17 protein-coding genes are annotated in these 16,189 nt (G+C 44.5%); 9 read left to right on the top strand and 8 right to left on the bottom strand.

The window, feature by feature from the left end; all coding sequences use genetic code 11:
* Window position 1 precedes the first annotated feature (1 nt).
* From EYR97_RS18845 to EYR97_RS18830, 4 genes are read right to left on the bottom strand one after another with little or no spacing between them, the layout of a single operon-like run.
* Window positions 2–808 (bottom strand): enoyl-CoA hydratase/isomerase family protein, encoded by an 807-nt coding sequence (locus EYR97_RS18845; protein ID WP_131095308.1) that lies wholly within the window; start codon window positions 806–808, stop codon window positions 2–4.
* 37 nt (window positions 809–845) lie between these two features.
* A complete protein-coding gene (locus EYR97_RS18840) occupies window positions 846–2,516 on the bottom strand; it encodes an acyl-CoA carboxylase subunit beta (RefSeq protein ID WP_131095307.1) in 1,671 nt (556 codons plus the stop codon).
* 3 nt (window positions 2,517–2,519) lie between these two features.
* Window positions 2,520–3,581, bottom strand: coding sequence for a nitronate monooxygenase family protein (locus EYR97_RS18835; RefSeq protein ID WP_207308072.1), 1,062 nt, complete (start codon window positions 3,579–3,581; stop codon window positions 2,520–2,522).
* Between the two features lie 11 nt (window positions 3,582–3,592).
* A complete protein-coding gene (locus EYR97_RS18830; protein ID WP_131095306.1) occupies window positions 3,593–4,747 on the bottom strand; it encodes an acyl-CoA dehydrogenase family protein in 1,155 nt (384 codons plus the stop codon).
* 157 nt (window positions 4,748–4,904) lie between these two features.
* Here EYR97_RS18830 and EYR97_RS18825 point away from each other — a divergent pair, with 157 nt between their 5' ends.
* A complete protein-coding gene (locus EYR97_RS18825) occupies window positions 4,905–5,897 on the top strand; it encodes a GlxA family transcriptional regulator (protein ID WP_131095305.1) in 993 nt (330 codons plus the stop codon).
* 360 nt (window positions 5,898–6,257) lie between these two features.
* Window positions 6,258–6,878, top strand: a complete 621-nt coding sequence (locus EYR97_RS18820; protein ID WP_165478101.1) for a PEP-CTERM sorting domain-containing protein — start codon at window positions 6,258–6,260, stop codon at window positions 6,876–6,878.
* Between the two features lie 16 nt (window positions 6,879–6,894).
* On the opposite strand, the gene EYR97_RS22755 is transcribed toward EYR97_RS18820, so the two are convergent.
* Both EYR97_RS22755 and EYR97_RS21970 read right to left on the bottom strand, forming a co-directional pair.
* Complete coding sequence (locus EYR97_RS22755; protein ID WP_131095303.1) at window positions 6,895–7,032, bottom strand: ATP-binding protein; 138 nt, start codon at window positions 7,030–7,032, stop codon at window positions 6,895–6,897.
* A gap of 6 nt (window positions 7,033–7,038) precedes the next feature.
* Entirely contained in the window at window positions 7,039–7,182 is a 144-nt protein-coding gene (locus EYR97_RS21970; RefSeq protein WP_165478100.1) for a hypothetical protein, read from the bottom strand.
* A gap of 203 nt (window positions 7,183–7,385) precedes the next feature.
* Between EYR97_RS21970 and EYR97_RS21965 the strand changes: the two genes are divergently transcribed.
* From EYR97_RS21965 to EYR97_RS18795, 4 genes are all read left to right on the top strand, one after another.
* Window positions 7,386–7,727, top strand: coding sequence for a hypothetical protein (locus EYR97_RS21965; protein WP_165478099.1), 342 nt, complete (start codon window positions 7,386–7,388; stop codon window positions 7,725–7,727).
* On the top strand, window positions 7,696–8,538 hold the full coding sequence (locus tag EYR97_RS18805; protein WP_242635129.1) for a serine hydrolase: 843 nt from the start codon (window positions 7,696–7,698) through the stop codon (window positions 8,536–8,538). The genes EYR97_RS21965 and EYR97_RS18805 overlap by 32 nt, the downstream gene beginning before the upstream one ends.
* Before the next feature lie 121 nt (window positions 8,539–8,659).
* The gene (locus EYR97_RS18800) at window positions 8,660–9,355 is read left to right on the top strand and encodes a response regulator transcription factor (RefSeq protein ID WP_131095301.1); all 696 of its coding nucleotides are present in this window, start codon (window positions 8,660–8,662) and stop codon (window positions 9,353–9,355) included.
* Window positions 9,348–10,634 carry a HAMP domain-containing sensor histidine kinase gene (locus EYR97_RS18795; protein ID WP_131095300.1) on the top strand — a complete coding sequence of 429 codons (1,287 nt, stop codon included), beginning with the start codon at window positions 9,348–9,350 and terminating at the stop codon, window positions 10,632–10,634. The genes EYR97_RS18800 and EYR97_RS18795 overlap by 8 nt, the downstream gene beginning before the upstream one ends.
* Here the strand turns inward: EYR97_RS18795 and EYR97_RS21960 are convergent.
* On the bottom strand, window positions 10,594–11,277 hold the full coding sequence (locus EYR97_RS21960; protein WP_165478097.1) for a hypothetical protein: 684 nt from the start codon (window positions 11,275–11,277) through the stop codon (window positions 10,594–10,596). The genes EYR97_RS18795 and EYR97_RS21960 overlap by 41 nt on opposite strands.
* Before the next feature lie 57 nt (window positions 11,278–11,334).
* On the opposite strand from EYR97_RS21960, the gene EYR97_RS18790 reads away from it, so the two are divergent.
* A complete protein-coding gene (locus EYR97_RS18790) occupies window positions 11,335–12,342 on the top strand; it encodes a S41 family peptidase (RefSeq protein WP_165478096.1) in 1,008 nt (335 codons plus the stop codon).
* 124 nt (window positions 12,343–12,466) lie between these two features.
* Here the strand turns inward: EYR97_RS18790 and EYR97_RS18785 are convergent, their stop codons facing one another.
* Window positions 12,467–13,039: an outer membrane beta-barrel protein gene (locus EYR97_RS18785; protein ID WP_131095298.1), complete on the bottom strand. Its 573-nt coding sequence runs from the start codon at window positions 13,037–13,039 to the stop codon at window positions 12,467–12,469.
* A 297-nt stretch (window positions 13,040–13,336) separates the two neighbouring features.
* Between EYR97_RS18785 and EYR97_RS18780 the strand changes: the two genes are divergently transcribed.
* Window positions 13,337–15,430, top strand: a complete 2,094-nt coding sequence (locus tag EYR97_RS18780; protein WP_131095297.1) for a TonB-dependent siderophore receptor — start codon at window positions 13,337–13,339, stop codon at window positions 15,428–15,430.
* Between the two features lie 192 nt (window positions 15,431–15,622).
* On the top strand, window positions 15,623–16,129 hold the full coding sequence (locus tag EYR97_RS18775; protein WP_131095296.1) for a hypothetical protein: 507 nt from the start codon (window positions 15,623–15,625) through the stop codon (window positions 16,127–16,129).
* Window positions 16,130–16,189: the final 60 nt, after the last annotated feature.

The following is a 16,189-nucleotide window of genomic DNA, read 5'->3' as shown; positions in this document are numbered from 1 at the left end:
GTTACTCGCACCAAGTAGCTTGGCGTTTTTGCATGAAAGCGCGTGTGCCTTCAACGCCTTCTGCAGAGGACAGTGATTGCACAAATTGCGTAGCAGCATGGTCAAGCAAGGTTTCAAGCGGTTGGCTGTCTAGTTCCAGCAATAAACGTTTAGTGGCTGCATTGGCCTGTGGAGCACAGCGTTTTATTTTCTGTAATAGTTTGCTGATGCATTCATGGCGTTGGTCAATGGTGAAAACCTCGTGTACTAAGCCCATATTATGAGCTTGCTGGGCGTTGAGTTTTTCTCCGGTCAGGGCTAAATGCTTGGTGTGATCAACACCAATACGCATTGCAACAAAAGGGGCAATTTGCGCGGGTATAACGCCTAACCCCGTTTCTGGTAGGGCAAAAAATGCGCTGTCGCAGGCAAGGGTAATATCGGCCACGCAGGCAAGACCAAATCCGCCGCCTAACACTGCCCCTTCAACCACGGCTATCACCGCTGTTGGTGCATGTTTTACTAGGGTGATCATGCGTCCAAAGCTGCGGTTAAAATGCCAAATGGCTTTGTCGCGTTCTGCTTCGTTAAGGGCTGATAGGTGCATGTCAGAAATATCACCGCCAGCACAAAAGTTCCCCTCGCTGCCTTCAATAACCACTGCGCGAATATCGCCTTGTTCCACCCTGTTAAAGCATTGCATTACTTCTTCTACTAGGGCCAAATTCATGGCGTTCTTTTTATGCGGGCGGTCAAAGCATATATGCATAACATCACTTTTTAGCGCTACGCGAATTTCCTTAAATGCATTGGGGTCAAATAGTGTCATAGTCGGTAATCCTTGAATCCGTAAACATTCAAAAGGCCTATAATCGGCCAATGCCAAAGCTGGTGGGGTTAAGTACTTTCTGTTTTGCGTCACAACAAATCGATAACACGAAGGCTAAAATTGGGCGGGTATCGCGAGGGTCAATCAGGCCGTCATCCCATAGCCTAGCCGAGTTAGCCAACGCCCGTGATTTGGCTTCCATTACACTAACGGTATGTTGCTCCAACGCATCGAGCTTTGCGGTATCTTCAGGGTTAATTTCTTTGCTTCGCGCCATTTTTGCTTGTGCCACAGTGCGCAATACGCTGCCCGCTTGTGCAGGCCCCATTACCGCCACCACAGAGCGCGGCCAGGCAAACATAAAGTCTGGCTCAATGCCGCGTCCGGCCATAGCGTAATTGCCCGCACCAAACGACCCACCTAATACAAGGCTTATTTTGGGTACAGTGGTATTGGTAACCGCTTGAATAAGTTTTGCGCCGTGTTTAATGATGCCTGCGCGTTCAGACTCGGTACCAACCAAAAAGCCGGTAGTGTTGTGCAAAAACACTAAGGGTGTACCGGCTTGTTCGCATAGCTGAATAAACTGCGCGGCTTTTGCTGCCCCTTTTGCGGTAATTGGGGCGTTGTTGCCAATAACGCCACAGCGTTTACCTTCAAGAGCCACAAAGCCACACACGGTGCCCATATCAAATTCGGGCTTAAAGTCGACAAAATCAGAACCATCGGCTATGCGTGCAATCACTTCTCGTACGTCGTAAGGGGTTTTGGCATCTTTAGGTACTACACCAAGTAATTCGCTTGCCGGGTGCAAAGGTGCAGGGTGCAAGGGCGCTAGGTGCAAAGGGGAGGGAGGCGTGCCCTTGTCCAAGTCTAAGTCCCGATTGACGTCAACTATGCCATTATTCCACTGCAGCATGGCAGTCACTTCTCTGGCAATTCGAATACTGTCGGCATCGTCTTCGGCTAAAAAGTCTGCTACTCCCGACACTTCACTGTGCATTTGAGCGCCGCCAATTTCTTCGTCGGTGGCTATTTCACCTGTTGCCGCTTTAAGAAGCGGTGGTCCAGCTAAATACACGGTAGATTGGTCTCGTATCATGATGACGTAATCAGACAAACCCGGTTGATAGGCACCGCCTGCAGTTGCACTGCCGTGTACAACGGTTATTTGGGGAATGCCCGCTGCCGATAAGCGCGCTTGCATAGCAAACCCTGCTGCGGAAAAACCAAACCAATCACCCAACGAAGTTAAGTCGCCACCGCCACTTTGTGACAATGCAATAACAGGCAGTTTTTGTTTTAGGGCAATGTGGTACATGCGAAGGCGTTTTTTGCTGCCAAGCTCTGTAATACTGCCGCCTTTGGTAAGGTAGTCATCCACCAACACAATGCAACGCGTGTTAGCGACATAACCAATACCGGCAATAACACCACCGCCCGCGGCGCTGCCATCCTTATCGCCCTCTTGCATGTAGCCGCACAAACTAGCCAGCGGTAAAAATGGCTTATCAGGGTCGAGTAGTAGCGACAGCCTGTCTCGGGGGGAAAGCAAACCTTTCTGCTCGTAACGTGGTGCCTTTTCTTGTGCTTGCGCTACCACTCGCGCTTCAATATCTTTAAACTCGTTAACAGCATCTGCCATAACGGCTGCATTCTCAGCAAACTCATCACTTTGCGTATTAAGAGTAGAGTGAATAACTGCCATAGTTTACCTGCTCCCTGTGGTTCGTTTATGCAAAGAGTGAGGCCCTGAATGTTGCAAATTTGGATCCTTAAAACAGGTAACGTCTTCAGACGATGGCGGAGTGCTGACGTGAGCAAAACTAGTTGTACTCACTGCTGATAAATATTCATCGCGCAACTGATTGACCAAGTTTGATACAGACACAATATTGTGAATGCCACTTACGCCATGACCTGCACTCCACATGTCTTTCCATGCATTGCTTCCGCCAAGATCTAAGTCGACACTGTCTTTACCCTCTATTTGGGTTAAGTCGACACCAGCGCGAGCAATGGAGGGTTTTAGAAAGTGACATTTAACGCCTGTAAAGGTGTCAGTAAAGATAAGGTCGCTTAGGTCAGAGGCTACCAACATTGCTTTATAATCGGGGTCGACTTCTGCTTCTTCAGTGGCAATAAAGCGCGTGCCCATGTAGCTGTAATTAGCCCCCAATACTTCAGCGGCTCTAACGCCATAGCCATCATTAATAGCGCCTGCGAGCGCAAGCGGACCTTGCCAGAATTCACGCACCTCGCGTACTAAGGCAAACGGATTCACTTCACCAGCATGACCACCAGCTCCAGCGGCAACCAAAATAAGTCCATCAACACCTGCGGCTATGGCTTTTTTCGCATGCGCTACTGTAATAACATCATGAAAAACAATGCCGCCCCACTCATGTACTGCTTCTGTAATGGCCTGTGGGTTACCTTGGCTGGTGATCACAAAAGGCACCTGATGCTTTTTCACTATGTCAAAATCGGCTTCAAGGCGTTTGTTTGACGGGTGAACCACCATATTCACTGCATATGGAGCTATTTTGGCAGAGGGATTACGCTGCTTTTCATCGGTAAGTGCATCAGTAATAGTGGTTAGCCAATCATCCAGTGCTGCTTGCGTGCGCGTGTTAAACGCAGGAAAGCTGCCTACAACGCCGCTTTTACATGCGCTAATAACCAGTTTGGGTGTAGACACCAAAAACATGGGGGCGCAAATAACCGGTAATGACATATTGTTAGTGAGTAGCTCGTGTACAGTATTTTTCATGTGTTTAGGTGCTATCTGCGTTTAGGGAAAATGTCCATGTACTTTGCAATAATGCCTAGCATCATTTCGTCACTGCCGCCGGCAATCGACAATATGCGGGTATCGCGGTATGCACGTGCTACGGGGTTGTCCCACATAAAACCCATGCCGCCCCAGTACTGTAGGCATCCATCGGTAATTTCACGCCAAAGTCGTCCGCTTTTAAGCTTGGCAATAGACGCTAAATAAGTGGCATCTTTGCCATCGATGTGTTCCTGACAGGCTTGCCAAGTTAGGGCGCGTAGGGCTTCCACTTCGCTTTGCAATTCAGCCAGTTTGAAGTGCACGGTTTGATTATTGATAACAGGCTGACCAAAGGTATGGCGCTCTTTTGCCCAGTTAATGGTGTCTTGAATGATGCGTTCCATGCCCTTCAATGCACTGGCTGCTGCGTACATGCGCTCTTCTTGAAATTGCATCATTTGCATAGTGAAGCCTTTGTTTTCTTCACCAATTAAATGGCGTTTCGGTACGCGAACGTCGTCAAAGAAAATTTGACCGGTATCACTGGCGCGCATGCCCAGTTTATTAAGTGGTTTGGATATGGTGATCCCCGGAGTATCAAGCGGCACAACAATAAGCGACTTATTTGCGTGTACTTGCCCGTCACTGGTGTTGGCTAACAGGCATATCCAATCGGCTTGAGTAGCGTTGGTGATCCACATTTTGGTGCCGTTAATGACGTAGTCATCACCGTCGCTTCGCGCAGTGGTTTTTAGCCCTGCTACGTCAGAGCCTGCACCCGGCTCACTGACACCAATACAGGCCACCATGTCACCAGCAATGGCTGGTGCAAGAAATTCGCGCTTTAGTTCGTCACTGCCAAAACGTGCTAATGCAGGCGTGGCCATATCGGTTTGCACACCAATTGCCATAGGAATTGAGCCACCATAGGCGCGGCCAATTTCTTCGGCAAAAACAAGGTTGTAGCTATAGTCTAAACCCGCACCACCGTATGCTTCAGGCTTTTGAATACCAAGTAACCCTAAATTACCCATTTTTTTAAAGAGTGTGTGAAGCGGGGCAATCCCCTCGTGCTCCCACTGTTCAATGAACGGGTCCATTTCTTGATTCACAAAGTCATGAACGGTTTTTCTTAATGCATCGTGCTCTTCGGTAAATTGCATCCCTTGTCTCCACAAAATTTGAGCGTAGCGCCATAGTAATTTTGTGAAAATAATGTTAACAGTGTGACTTGGGACATTTAATTGGTCATTTAGGCCATTGTTGTATTTTTTGGCAATAAAAAGGTGTTGCTGATAAAACCGCAAAAAGGAGTTGAACTTGTTAAATCACGTAACCTTATTCGCTAGTGAAAACAGCATGGGTTTGAGTATGGGGTTAACCCACGATGTATTGAAGTTTGCGTCTGACTTGCAAGAAAAGCTATTTGGCAGCCCTATCACCATTAAGCTAGTAACCATTGATGGCAAGCCAACGTCGACGTTCAGCGGGCTGGCGATTATTCCCGATTGCGCCTTGGCAGACATTACCGATACAGACTTGGTGATACTACACAGTGTATGGGGTGATGTAGACCAACTGCTTGAAAAACAAGCGCCACTTTATCCAAAGTTGCGCCATTGGCATCAGCAGAATATTCCTATTATGGCAGCAGCAACAGGCGCCTACTTTCTTGCACAGGCGGGCTTGCTTGACGATAGAATGAGTACCACTCACTGGCATAAGCAAGCGCACTTTTCGAAGACATTCCCTAAGGTAGATGTAAGAACGGATCGCTTTATTACGGCAACGGGGGAGCTGTATTGTTCTGCTGGCTTAAATGCGGGTATAGAGATTATAGTGTACCTTATATCTCGGCTTTCAAGTAAGCAGGTGGGGCAGGCCATCGAGCAAACCTTTCTAGTGGATTTTCGTCGTGGCGTAACCGGCGACTTGGTGTCGCTAAACCACCAAACGCACCACCAAGATGACGATATTCTCAACGTACAGCAGTGGCTTGAAATTCACTTTGCTGAGCCATTAACTATTGCTGACATGGCTAGTCGTGTAAACATGACAGAGCGCACGTTTAAACGGCGCTTTAAAGATGCCACAGGCGAGACGCCACTCAATTATTTGCAACAACTTCGCATTGAGCAAGGCAAAGAATACTTAAAACACAGCGACAAAAGTGCCGAAGAAGTGGCATGGGCAGTGGGGTATCAAGACCCCGGTCATTTCAACAGACTATTTAAGCGCACCTATGGCACCAACATATCCACATGGCGAAAACAGTATAGAAATAAAACGCTTGTGCCCAGCGACGCGGGTTAATTGGAGAAGCGGGGTAATTGGTGAAGAGAGTTAATTTCTGACGCGGGCTAAATAGCGAAGTAACTTAACTAGAAAAGTAAGGTAACCCAATACTCTTGGACCATTGTGATAGCCACGCTAAATCGGTTCAGGCAACCAAAAAGGCTTCTATAACTTCCAATAAATTACATCAAACGCTTTTAGCCTATGGCTTTTTTAATTGGTCAATATATAATCGACGCTGGTCTTTCTGATGGTGAGATTTTAACCATTAAAGGCAATCGATAATTTTAATTAGCTAACCAATAAAAGGGTGGTATTGAAGCATTTATACCCGGTTATTAGTCTTGTAATAAAATGGAGATTTACGTGAGAAAATGCATGTCAGCGGGTCGGAGTTGCGCAATATTATGCCTTACTTTGTTATTTAGTTTACCTTCTCAAGCTGCGTTAATTAGTGTGAGTGGTTATAGCTATAATACTTCACCGGGTTCAAGCTATGGCGATAGTGGTGGTGAATTAACAGATGGAATTACAGATAATATCGCTTGGGGTGAGGGTATTTCAATTGGATATAGTGACGTCAGCAACTTAGTTGGATGGGAGTATACTAACCCTAATATTACGTTTAATTTTACCACTGCACAGTTAGTTAGAAGTATTAGAGTGTTTGCTGCCGATAGCGACAGTTATGCTGGCGTTTCATTACCTATCTCAATAACGGTTTCAACGGCAGAAGGATTTAGCCAATTGTTTACCATTACAAATCCACCCGGCAATGGCTCAACCATTGCGTTAGATTTGGGAGGATTTGCCACAACTAGCAATGCCTTCACATTAACAATGGCTAGAAATTCACCTTGGACTATGCTTTCAGAAGTGCAATTTTTCTCCAACGATATAGTGCCTGCAGACAATGTACCAGAACCTAAAATGGGGTTGCTCTTACTTTTAGGGTTGGGTTTTATGCGTTTTAAGCAATTAAGTAAGTGCAAGCGGTAAGTCGTTAAATACAGCGCTAGAATATAAGACTAAAACACGCCCCGCCTTGTTCTGTATTACACACTTTAACTTGGCCCCCATGAGCTATCATAATTTGCTGGGTGAGGGCCAATCCGACGCCAGTACCATCGCGTTTGGTGGTGAAAAAGGGCACGAATACTTAGCCTATTATCTCTTCGTCTGTACTTATTGCGTGGATAACCGTTGGTGGAAATGCAGCAAGAGTGGCGCGTTGTGCCCCAATAACAGCACTTCGACATGAATAGGTTTTAGCAGCCTGCAGTTCGAAAATAAATAACCCCAATGGCATTGCTTTTAATAGCGCTATTGGGGCTTTTTTTCATCTGGGAAAAATTTCCTCACCTGCAAATATTCAGAACACTCTAAAAATGCGGTGTTCATTCACCTTTGATTCACTTCGCTGCCGTTATCTTAGTCACGCTTTAGTAACCCATGCCCTTAGCGCGTGCTAAGGAATAAATGAACAGCTTAAAAGGATGACAAGTAATGAACTTACGTAAACTCGTATACTCAACGATAATTGGGCTTGGTGTAACTGCCCTATGTGCCTGTGGTGGCAGCGATAGCAGCGAACCTATCATTCCCCCTGTAACAGGTGGTTCTGCACTACAGAATTTACTTGATTCAACCGTGGGACAAGATGTACCGGGCCTGATCTTAAGTGTGCAAGGTGATGACATTGATTTCATCGGCTCTGCCGGTATTGCAGATCTCGAAGCGCATACGGCTATGCAAACTTACTATCAAATGCCAGCAGGTAGCGCAGGTAAAAAACGCAACGGCGTTGCTAGTGGCTATGTTACATCACGAAGGTTTATTAAATATTGAAGATAAAATAGCGAATTATTTACCAAACAGTATTCTTGATAACATCCCTTACTCACAAGAAATCACTATCAGACAGTTACTTAACCATAGTGCAGGGGTACATGATTATTTGGATGAAGATACTTCGCCTGCTTGGTTTGAAGATGGTCAGAACAGTATCGGAACACTTAAGTCAGACATCGATGCATTGGAATATATCTATAATAAGCCCGCGTATTTTGCGCCAGGCGAAAGTGTACACTATTCTAATTCCCACTATTTATTGGCAGGTCTTATTCTAGACAGTGTATTAGGCGAGCATCACCACACCGCTTTGCGCAATAGAGTATTTATTCCTTTAGGTATGAACAATACTTACTATAGTGGTTTTGAGAACGACTTAGGCGAATCTATTCCAGGATATATTTTGCTTGATGGCGAAATGGTAAATACTAAGCCGTTTTACGCAAGCCTAGGCGTTGCTGATGCACCTTTGGTAACGACAGTTAACGACTTATCTACGTTACTGCGCGCGATAGTCCAAGAAGACAGCGTGGTGCCTGAAGAAGTACAAGAATTACTGATTGGTGAAGACAGTATTATAGACACACCGTATTCAATGGACTTTGGTTTGGGTGTATTCAGTGAGATAGTAGAAGGTCACCACGTATATCATCATGGTGGTGATGAAGCCGGTTATAAAACCATGAATTTACACATTGTTGATAGTAATACGACCATCACTTTATTTGCTAATTGCAATGGCTATGAAGCCTGTGTAGTGAAAGTAGATAATCTGATGCAAAACGTGCTGGCAGAGGCAATGCAATAGGTTGGTACAGGCCGTGTAGGCATTTGCTTAATACCTACCTAAGTAATAAACAAGCTATGTAAAATCAGCGTTTGCGGGCTTTTATAAACCAAGTTTGAAGTAAAAAGCAGGAGAGAAAAGGATGTCAGACAATGTCTTATCAATATTGCTCATTGAAGATAATTTGGCATTGGCTAAACAAGTAACGCGATTTGTTGAAGGCTTAGGCTGGCACGTTGATTTTGCTGATAAAGGCAATCAAGGAATTACTCTTGCCACTGAGAATATATACGACGTTATTGTGCTTGATTTAAACCTACCAGATTGCGATGGCTTAACGGTATGCCAAAAAATTAAGCAATCACAACAACGCGTTACACCTATTTTGATGCTAACTGCCCGCGATGCATTTGAGGACAAAGCGAAAGGCTTTATGTCGGGTACAGACGACTACCTAACGAAGCCCTGTGACCTTCGAGAGCTAGTGTTTCGCTGCCAAGCACTGGCTCGTCGTCCTCAACTGCACACCAATACCGTTATTGAAAAAGGCGGGTTAACACTAGATACCAAGGCGTTTTCCGTTGAATACAATGGCAGCAACATCAAGGTCACTAAAGTTGGCTTTCAAATTTTGTATGAATTGGTGAAAGCCTACCCCAACCCTGTAGCAAGAAGCGATTTAATTAGTACGCTGTGGAATAATGAGCTACCAGAGAGCAACCCATTAAAATCGCATATGTACAATTTGCGTAAAGCGCTCGCTCAGTCTTCTTCATCACTTTCGCTTTCCACTATTGGTAACATTGGTTACAAACTTGAAGGTTTAAACAATGTTTAAAGGGATCCGTGGACAGTTGTTTTTTGGGTTCGGAGCACTGGTGGTGGTGATCAATCTCTTCTATTTTCGCATGACAGTTTTGTTTGTGGATGTAACGGAGAGTTGGGTGTCGCATTACATCTTATCCAGTGAAGCTGCGTTAATTACGTCGCCTAACCACAATGTGTCCGAAGTAGAGCTGAGTCGCCCTGAGCAGTTTTTGAAAAATGATATTTCTATATTGCGCAGTGAGGACGTTGCTGAAATGGGGATACTCATCCCCAGTATTTTTGATGAGAATCTATATAGTTTTGAATACAAGGAAGCAAAGGGGTTTGCTTTCTATGTGCCCTTAACGGCTCCCCTAACAGTAAATGGTCAACCCACTCCGGTGCACAATGTATACGTTACGCTGAATACACAAAACACAGCGGTTCTTTCTTACTTTTCATCTGTATTCGGTGTGTTTCTGTTCAGTGCTGCCATTGGTGTAATACTTCTGACTGTACTTAGTACGTGGTTCATAGCTGCAAAGTTGGCTGCCCCTATTATTTCACTAACCAACAAAGTGGCATCGCAGGAAGTTGATGCAAAATGTCAGATAGACGAAGCAGATAGACAAGATGAAATTGGGAGACTCGCTCAAACCTTTGAGAAAACATTCCTTGCTTTGCAGCAGGCTTGGCGAAGAGAGCACGATTTTGCTAATGATGTGAGTCACGAACTGCGCACACCAATTGCGCTTATTCAAAATACCTTGGTGCTAAACGAAAGCCAGTCAGAAGGGAATGCGTCTATGTCTGAAGATGACAGGCAGCTTATTTCGATGTCTGCGCATACACTGCACAATACGGTAGAAGTGCTATTGTCATTGGCGCGAAAAGAGAATTTGGTATTCGAGTCAATCTCTCTATTACCCATTATCGAACGCACCATATTGGCTTTATATGGTGCCAACACAGCGCACCATTTTGATGTAGACGTAAATGTGAAGCCAAATATAACCGGAATTGGGAATGCGCACTTAATTACCCTGTTATTCCAAAACCTTATTAATAACGGTTTCTATCACGGTGGGCAGCGAAGTGACAGCGAGGACCAACAGCGCATGCGTATATTTTCAAATGAGGCGGGAATTGTATTTGAAAATGACATTGCGGATGTTCGCTCAAGCAACTATCAGGGTTTAGGGCACGGCCAATATTTGGTACAGAGAATTGCACAAGTGATGGGTTGGCGCATTGCTATTCATCATACCGCTAACCATTATTCGGTAACCGTATCTCCTTTGAGGGAATAAGATTGCTTGTTTGCTCAAACAAGCGCGCCCCTACAAAAGCGAACCATACAATTTGGCCTAGGCCAAATAACGCGCCGGCTTCACGGAAAGCAGGGATGAGGGTTACGCACCCCATTAGGCCAACTAGCAAGCCATAATAATGTATGGCGGGTTGAGAGAGTTTATGCCTGAGACCGTGTAAACTCAAAGTGAAAAGCCAACAGCCGCCTACCCATTCAACGCCATCGCCCAAACCTATTTGAATACTGTATAAGGCAAACCATACCGATGATTGCTCTTGAGTGGGCAGCATTAGAAGATATTCGATAGACAATATGGCAATGAGACCACAGATAATAGCGTAACACCCCCAAACGAATCCAAACATCATACTTAGATAATAGGTTAGCGTTTGCCGGCGAGAAATTAGTTTATTGATACCATTAACGAGCACCAGCAAACTTAAGCCAAATAACACGAAAATTGTGCTATACCAAAGCTGAAAATAGCGGCCGTTCGATAAAATAAATGCCAAGCGCTGGTGGGGGTTGAGGTTTATTCCTGGCTCTATATAGAAAATCATTACAAACCCAACCACAAAGCACACTGCACAAAGATATGCGGCAATACGGGAAGCGGTAAAAGATTTGTTGGCGCTGTTCACTCTCGATTCACCCTTTGTGTGATAGTGTGGCGTTTTAAATTTGTTAAGGATATTCCTTTGTTACGCATAGTATATACGGCCATTCTTTTCGTTGTATTGGCAGCTCATTGTAAAGCATCAGATATTAACGCATTGCTTGAAGCAACTAAGCAAAATATTAATCAATACTACGTACTATCGGAAAGCATTCCCAACATCACAACGAGTTTAGACAATACTGAGCTTCAACACGCATTGGCTAATGCAACTAGCGAGCAAGAAATTGGTAACATTCTCACTGCTCACTTAGAAGGCTTTGATAAACACTTTACCGTACAACCTATCCCCACTGCCAATACGAAAGAAAAAGCCACTTTCCCCAAAGAGCCTTGGTTCACTAAACTCGACCGCAAAAACGCTGGGCTTAGACATGTAGAAATTAAACAAGGCAATATTGGCTATATAGAGTTTTGGGGCTTTGCCAACTTAAACAACAACACGCAACAAAAGTTCAATAATGTCATGCAGTTATTGAGTGATGTTGATGGCCTAATTATCGACTTGAGGGAAAATGGTGGAGGAAGTGGTGAAATGGTTAGCTGGTTAATCAGCTACTTTGTAAAAGGTAGAGTTCACACCAACTCTTTCTATACGCGCTATACTGATGTTAGCAATGATTTTTACACAGAAAAAAACATTGATGGCGGCAAGCTTGAGTCAGTCCCTCTTTATATCTTAGTTGGCCAAAATACCTTTTCAGCCGCAGAAGAGTTTGCTTATAACTTAAAACATATGGGCCGCGCCACTATCATAGGTGAGCCTAGCAAAGGAGGGGCTAACCCGTGGAGATGGTTCCCGCTGACAGATAATATGCGTATTGGAATTCCTGCAACACGGGCGATTAACCCTATCACCCAAACCAACTGGGAGGGGAAAGGGGTAATACCGAATGTTGAAGTTAATGAGCAAGATGCGCTAGAAAAAGCCTATGAAATAAGTTTGAAAACAGTACTCGAGAACACAGAAAGTGCGTATCAAAAGCAGGATATAGAAAATGCGCTAAGTGAACTTAGACTTGATAAGTGAATAGCGATCATAAAGATCATGGTGAGAGAGCAGAAAGAGCTGACAGCCGACAAAAAATAAGCCGCGACAACGCGGCTTATATCAATATCAGTTTGGTACAGTACAAGCTGTACTTACTTGGCGCTTAGAAGTTGTAACGTGCGTTTAAGCCTAATGTGCTTAAGTCGTCAGAGGTTTCGTAACTTACACCTACCGCGAAAGCTGGGCTGAAGAAGTAATCCGCACCTACCAAAAATGATGTATCGCTACCGCTGTCAGTGTCGATGAACTTAATTGCGCCGCGTAGTTCAACGTTGTCAGTAACCATAGAACGAGCGCCGGCAGTTAAACCGTAGCCATCTTCATCTTCCGACTCGCCTGAGCCTGAAATCTCAACTTTCTCATAGCTCACAATACCAAAAAGGTCTGTGGTGTTTGAGATAGCATAACGGTAGCCAAGGCCAAGCGTTAGCATGTCTAGATCAACTTCAATACCTAGGATGTCGTCATTTTGTTGTGAGTATTCACCCGTTACAAATACGTCATCAGTAACCAGTTTTGATGCTGAAATAGCGAAGCCATCTGGCTCATATTCAAAGTCTGACTCATCAAAGTCAGTCGTGATGTAACTACCTTGAACAAAATCCCAAGCAGGTGCTGCGGCAAATGCGCCTGTTGATGCAACACTCAGTGCAACTGCGAGTGCAATTTTTTTCATTTCTCTTCCTTATTGTAAAAGTGTTTGGTTGTTAAACCAGTGTGTGCGCATAGAAATCTACCGTTCATTTTGTCAAAGAAATCCATACGCTTAGGCAACGGCATGAATGTAAGGGCTATTGAAAGAGAAATCATCCTTTATTCAGTGGTGTAGTGTTACAGAATGTAACTAAAGGAAGTGTCAGTGTGTGATATGACTTTCAGTAAAACTAATGATAATAATTATCATTTGTGTAAATTGTTTTATTCATTATAATGCGCAGCCATCACAATGAATTACAACAATGCTGGGTACACTATGAAACGACTTTCCTTATTTGCACTTACACCAATTGCTTTTGCTATGTCTGTTAGCGCTCAAACTGCGCAAAATGACGGCTCGGAAATAAAAGAAGCGGATGTAGAGAAAATTCGTATTGTAGGCGTACGTCAAAACCGCGTTAGCCGTGGTGCAACGGGATTGACGATGGAAATTAGTGAAACGCCACAGTCCATTAGTATCTTATCTGAAGACCTTATGCAGTCTTTTGGTGCGTTCAATATTAACGATGCGTTGAAACTAGCACCCGGTATCAACGTAGAAGAGTGGGAAACCAACCGAACTAACTACACTGCCCGTGGATTTGAGATTAAAAACACACAAATAGATGGTGTAGGTTTGCCCAACGACTGGGGTATTGTTACCGGTGCCGTTGAAGCTTATGGGTACGAACAAATTGAAGTGATCCGCGGTGCAAACGGATTGCTTACCGGTGTGGGTAATGCATCAGGTACCATCAACTATGTACGCAAGCGCCCTAAAAATGAAGAGGGCGGCGAAGTTGCAGTTAGCGCGGGCTCATACAACTTTAAACGCGCGCAAGGTGACTATTCTGTTTTGCTAACAGAAGACGGCCGTTGGGCTGCGCGCGTAGTGGGCAGTTACGAGAACAAGGAGTCTCACCTAAACGGACTAGAAAACGAACGCAGCTTTTTATACGGGGTAGTTGACGGGCAGCTAACCGACAACGCTACCGTTACCTTTGGCTTGTCAGTTCAAGACGCGAATACCGATGGCAACACCTGGGGCGGCTTAGTCTTCAATTACACAGACGGTACGCAAGCAGAGTGGGATGTAAGCGATACGACAACTCAAGAATGGACCAAGTGGGATACTGAAACTACTAACGCGTTTGTTGAGCTAGACTATGTGTTCGACAACGATTGGCAACTATTGCTTAGCTATAACTATCGTGACTTTGAAGATCAAAGTAAGCTGTTTTACGCCTACGGTACTATCGATAAAGACACTGGACTTGGCCTTGTTGGTTGGCCAGGGCGTTATGACTCAGAGCGTGATTCACACCTTGTTGAAGGGCGTGTATTCGGGTCATTCGAACTATTTGGCCGAGATCATGAAGTGAATTTCGGCGTTAGCCATGCGACCAGCGATGATGTTTCATTTGTACATGCATTTGACTATGGTACAACTCCGGCGTATGGCCCAACCCCCGCATTTCCTTATGATTTAAACGCTATTCCAGAGCCAGATTGGCTGGGTGTGTCTGAGTATTCAAACATCGAGCAAACCTTAACGCGTTATTTCGGCTCTGCAAAGTTTAGCGTAACCGATGAAATGTTCGTAGTTGCAGGGTTCAACGCTATTGATTTTGAACGCAATGGTAACAATGCCGGTGCAATTATCGACAATTCAGAAAGCGAGGCGAGCCCTTATCTAGGTGCCACCTATGCGGTTACTGAAGACGTAAACGCGTATGTAAGTTATTCAGATGTTTATCAGCCGCAAGAGCAGTATGACATTAACGGCCAATATTTAGATCCAACCAAAGGCAAGAACTTTGAAGCGGGTTTTAAAGCACAGTGGTTCGACGACAAATTACTAACAACGTTCGCCTACTTTACTGCTGAGCAAGATAACCTTGCAGCGTACGCAGGTACTAACCCAGATACGCTACAGTATTACTACAAAGGTGTGTCAGTTGAATCTGATGGTTTTGAAATTGAAGTGGCCGGACGTGTAACTGACGACCTTCGCGTTAACGCTTCTTATACCAATATTGATGTGCAAGATGAACAAGGGAATGATGCTAACACGTGGGCACCACGTGACGTGGTTACTTTCCAGTTGGCGTATACCGTACCAGTTGCCCCAGAAGTTGAGCTAGGCTTTGGTGGTAGATGGCAATCTGAAATCAGTAATGTTGACTACAACGTTGAGCAAGGGGCTTATTTCCTTGGTAATGTTTATGCCTCGCAAGCGTTCAGTGAAAACCTAACAGTACGTATGAACATCAATAATATTTTTGATAAGAAGTACATCAATAGCTTACACACTATTGGTTATTATGGGGCGGGAATTAATGCACAGCTAAGTGCGGCCTACACCTTCTAATTGACCTCGATTAATGCACTGTAAAGCACCTTAAGTACGGAAAACGCGGCTCTATGCCGCGTTTTTTTATTTTCGAAGCAAAGCCAAGAGTCTCCGACGGCTAAATGGCTCTCGTTGATTAGTTTTACATCAACTGCTACATTGAGAACGTTATAACGTTCAAAACCAATTCATTAAATAAAGGGACTTGTGATGAAATTGTTATCTTTTCGACTATTCAAATGTGTTTTACTTAGTTTAGGTTTAAGTGCAGGCAGTCAGGCATTCGCCCAATTAGATAAACCTGATATGGAACGTATTGATGTGGTGGGTGAAAAAACAACACCACAGCTAAAGCGTGACTTTGACAAACAACGCTTCGCATTTCTTGAGATGTACAACACCATCAATGAGGTGGCGAAATTCGATATGCTGTGTGAATATCGCAAGCCTATTGGAAGCCAAATTGCACGTAAATTGTGCGAGCCGCGCTTTGTGAAAGATTTTAGAGCCATGCTTATAAAAACGTCTTCTACAAAGCCGGGTATTGATTTTAATCGCTTACCTGATGATGGCCATGTACGTTTCTTAACACAAGATACAAGAGAAGAAGCCTTTGAGCATGTTGCTGCGTTAATGGCAACACACCCTGAGTTACTTGAGAGCTTTATAAAACTCGATGCTATTCATCAACGCATTGAAGAGCGTAAAAATCAGTGAGGTAACTCAATAGAAAGGAATATTTTATGACACATACATTAAAGAAAGCCACAGCATGGT

The sequence above is a fragment of the Alteromonas sp. KUL42 genome (assembly GCF_006538325.1).
GTDB lineage: Bacteria > Pseudomonadota > Gammaproteobacteria > Enterobacterales > Alteromonadaceae > Alteromonas.
The sequence above is the reverse complement of the archived record's forward strand: the minus strand, read 5'-3'. Positions and strand labels throughout refer to the sequence as shown.

Coding starts and splice junctions, on each gene's coding strand:
- EYR97_RS18845 (WP_131095308.1), bottom strand. CDS start 808: ATGACACTATTTGACCCCAATGCATTTAAGGAAATTCGCGTAGCGCTA.
- EYR97_RS18840 (WP_131095307.1), bottom strand. CDS start 2,516: ATGGCAGTTATTCACTCTACTCTTAATACGCAAAGTGATGAGTTTGCT.
- EYR97_RS18835 (WP_207308072.1), bottom strand. CDS start 3,581: ATGAAAAATACTGTACACGAGCTACTCACTAACAATATGTCATTACCG.
- EYR97_RS18830 (WP_131095306.1), bottom strand. CDS start 4,747: ATGCAATTTACCGAAGAGCACGATGCATTAAGAAAAACCGTTCATGAC.
- EYR97_RS18820 (WP_165478101.1), top strand. CDS start 6,258: ATGTCAGCGGGTCGGAGTTGCGCAATATTATGCCTTACTTTGTTATTT.
- EYR97_RS21965 (WP_165478099.1), top strand. CDS start 7,386: ATGAACTTACGTAAACTCGTATACTCAACGATAATTGGGCTTGGTGTA.
- EYR97_RS18805 (WP_242635129.1), top strand. CDS start 7,696: ATGTTACATCACGAAGGTTTATTAAATATTGAAGATAAAATAGCGAAT.
- EYR97_RS18800 (WP_131095301.1), top strand. CDS start 8,660: ATGTCAGACAATGTCTTATCAATATTGCTCATTGAAGATAATTTGGCA.
- EYR97_RS18795 (WP_131095300.1), top strand. CDS start 9,348: ATGTTTAAAGGGATCCGTGGACAGTTGTTTTTTGGGTTCGGAGCACTG.
- EYR97_RS18785 (WP_131095298.1), bottom strand. CDS start 13,039: ATGAAAAAAATTGCACTCGCAGTTGCACTGAGTGTTGCATCAACAGGC.
- EYR97_RS18780 (WP_131095297.1), top strand. CDS start 13,337: ATGAAACGACTTTCCTTATTTGCACTTACACCAATTGCTTTTGCTATG.
- EYR97_RS18775 (WP_131095296.1), top strand. CDS start 15,623: ATGAAATTGTTATCTTTTCGACTATTCAAATGTGTTTTACTTAGTTTA.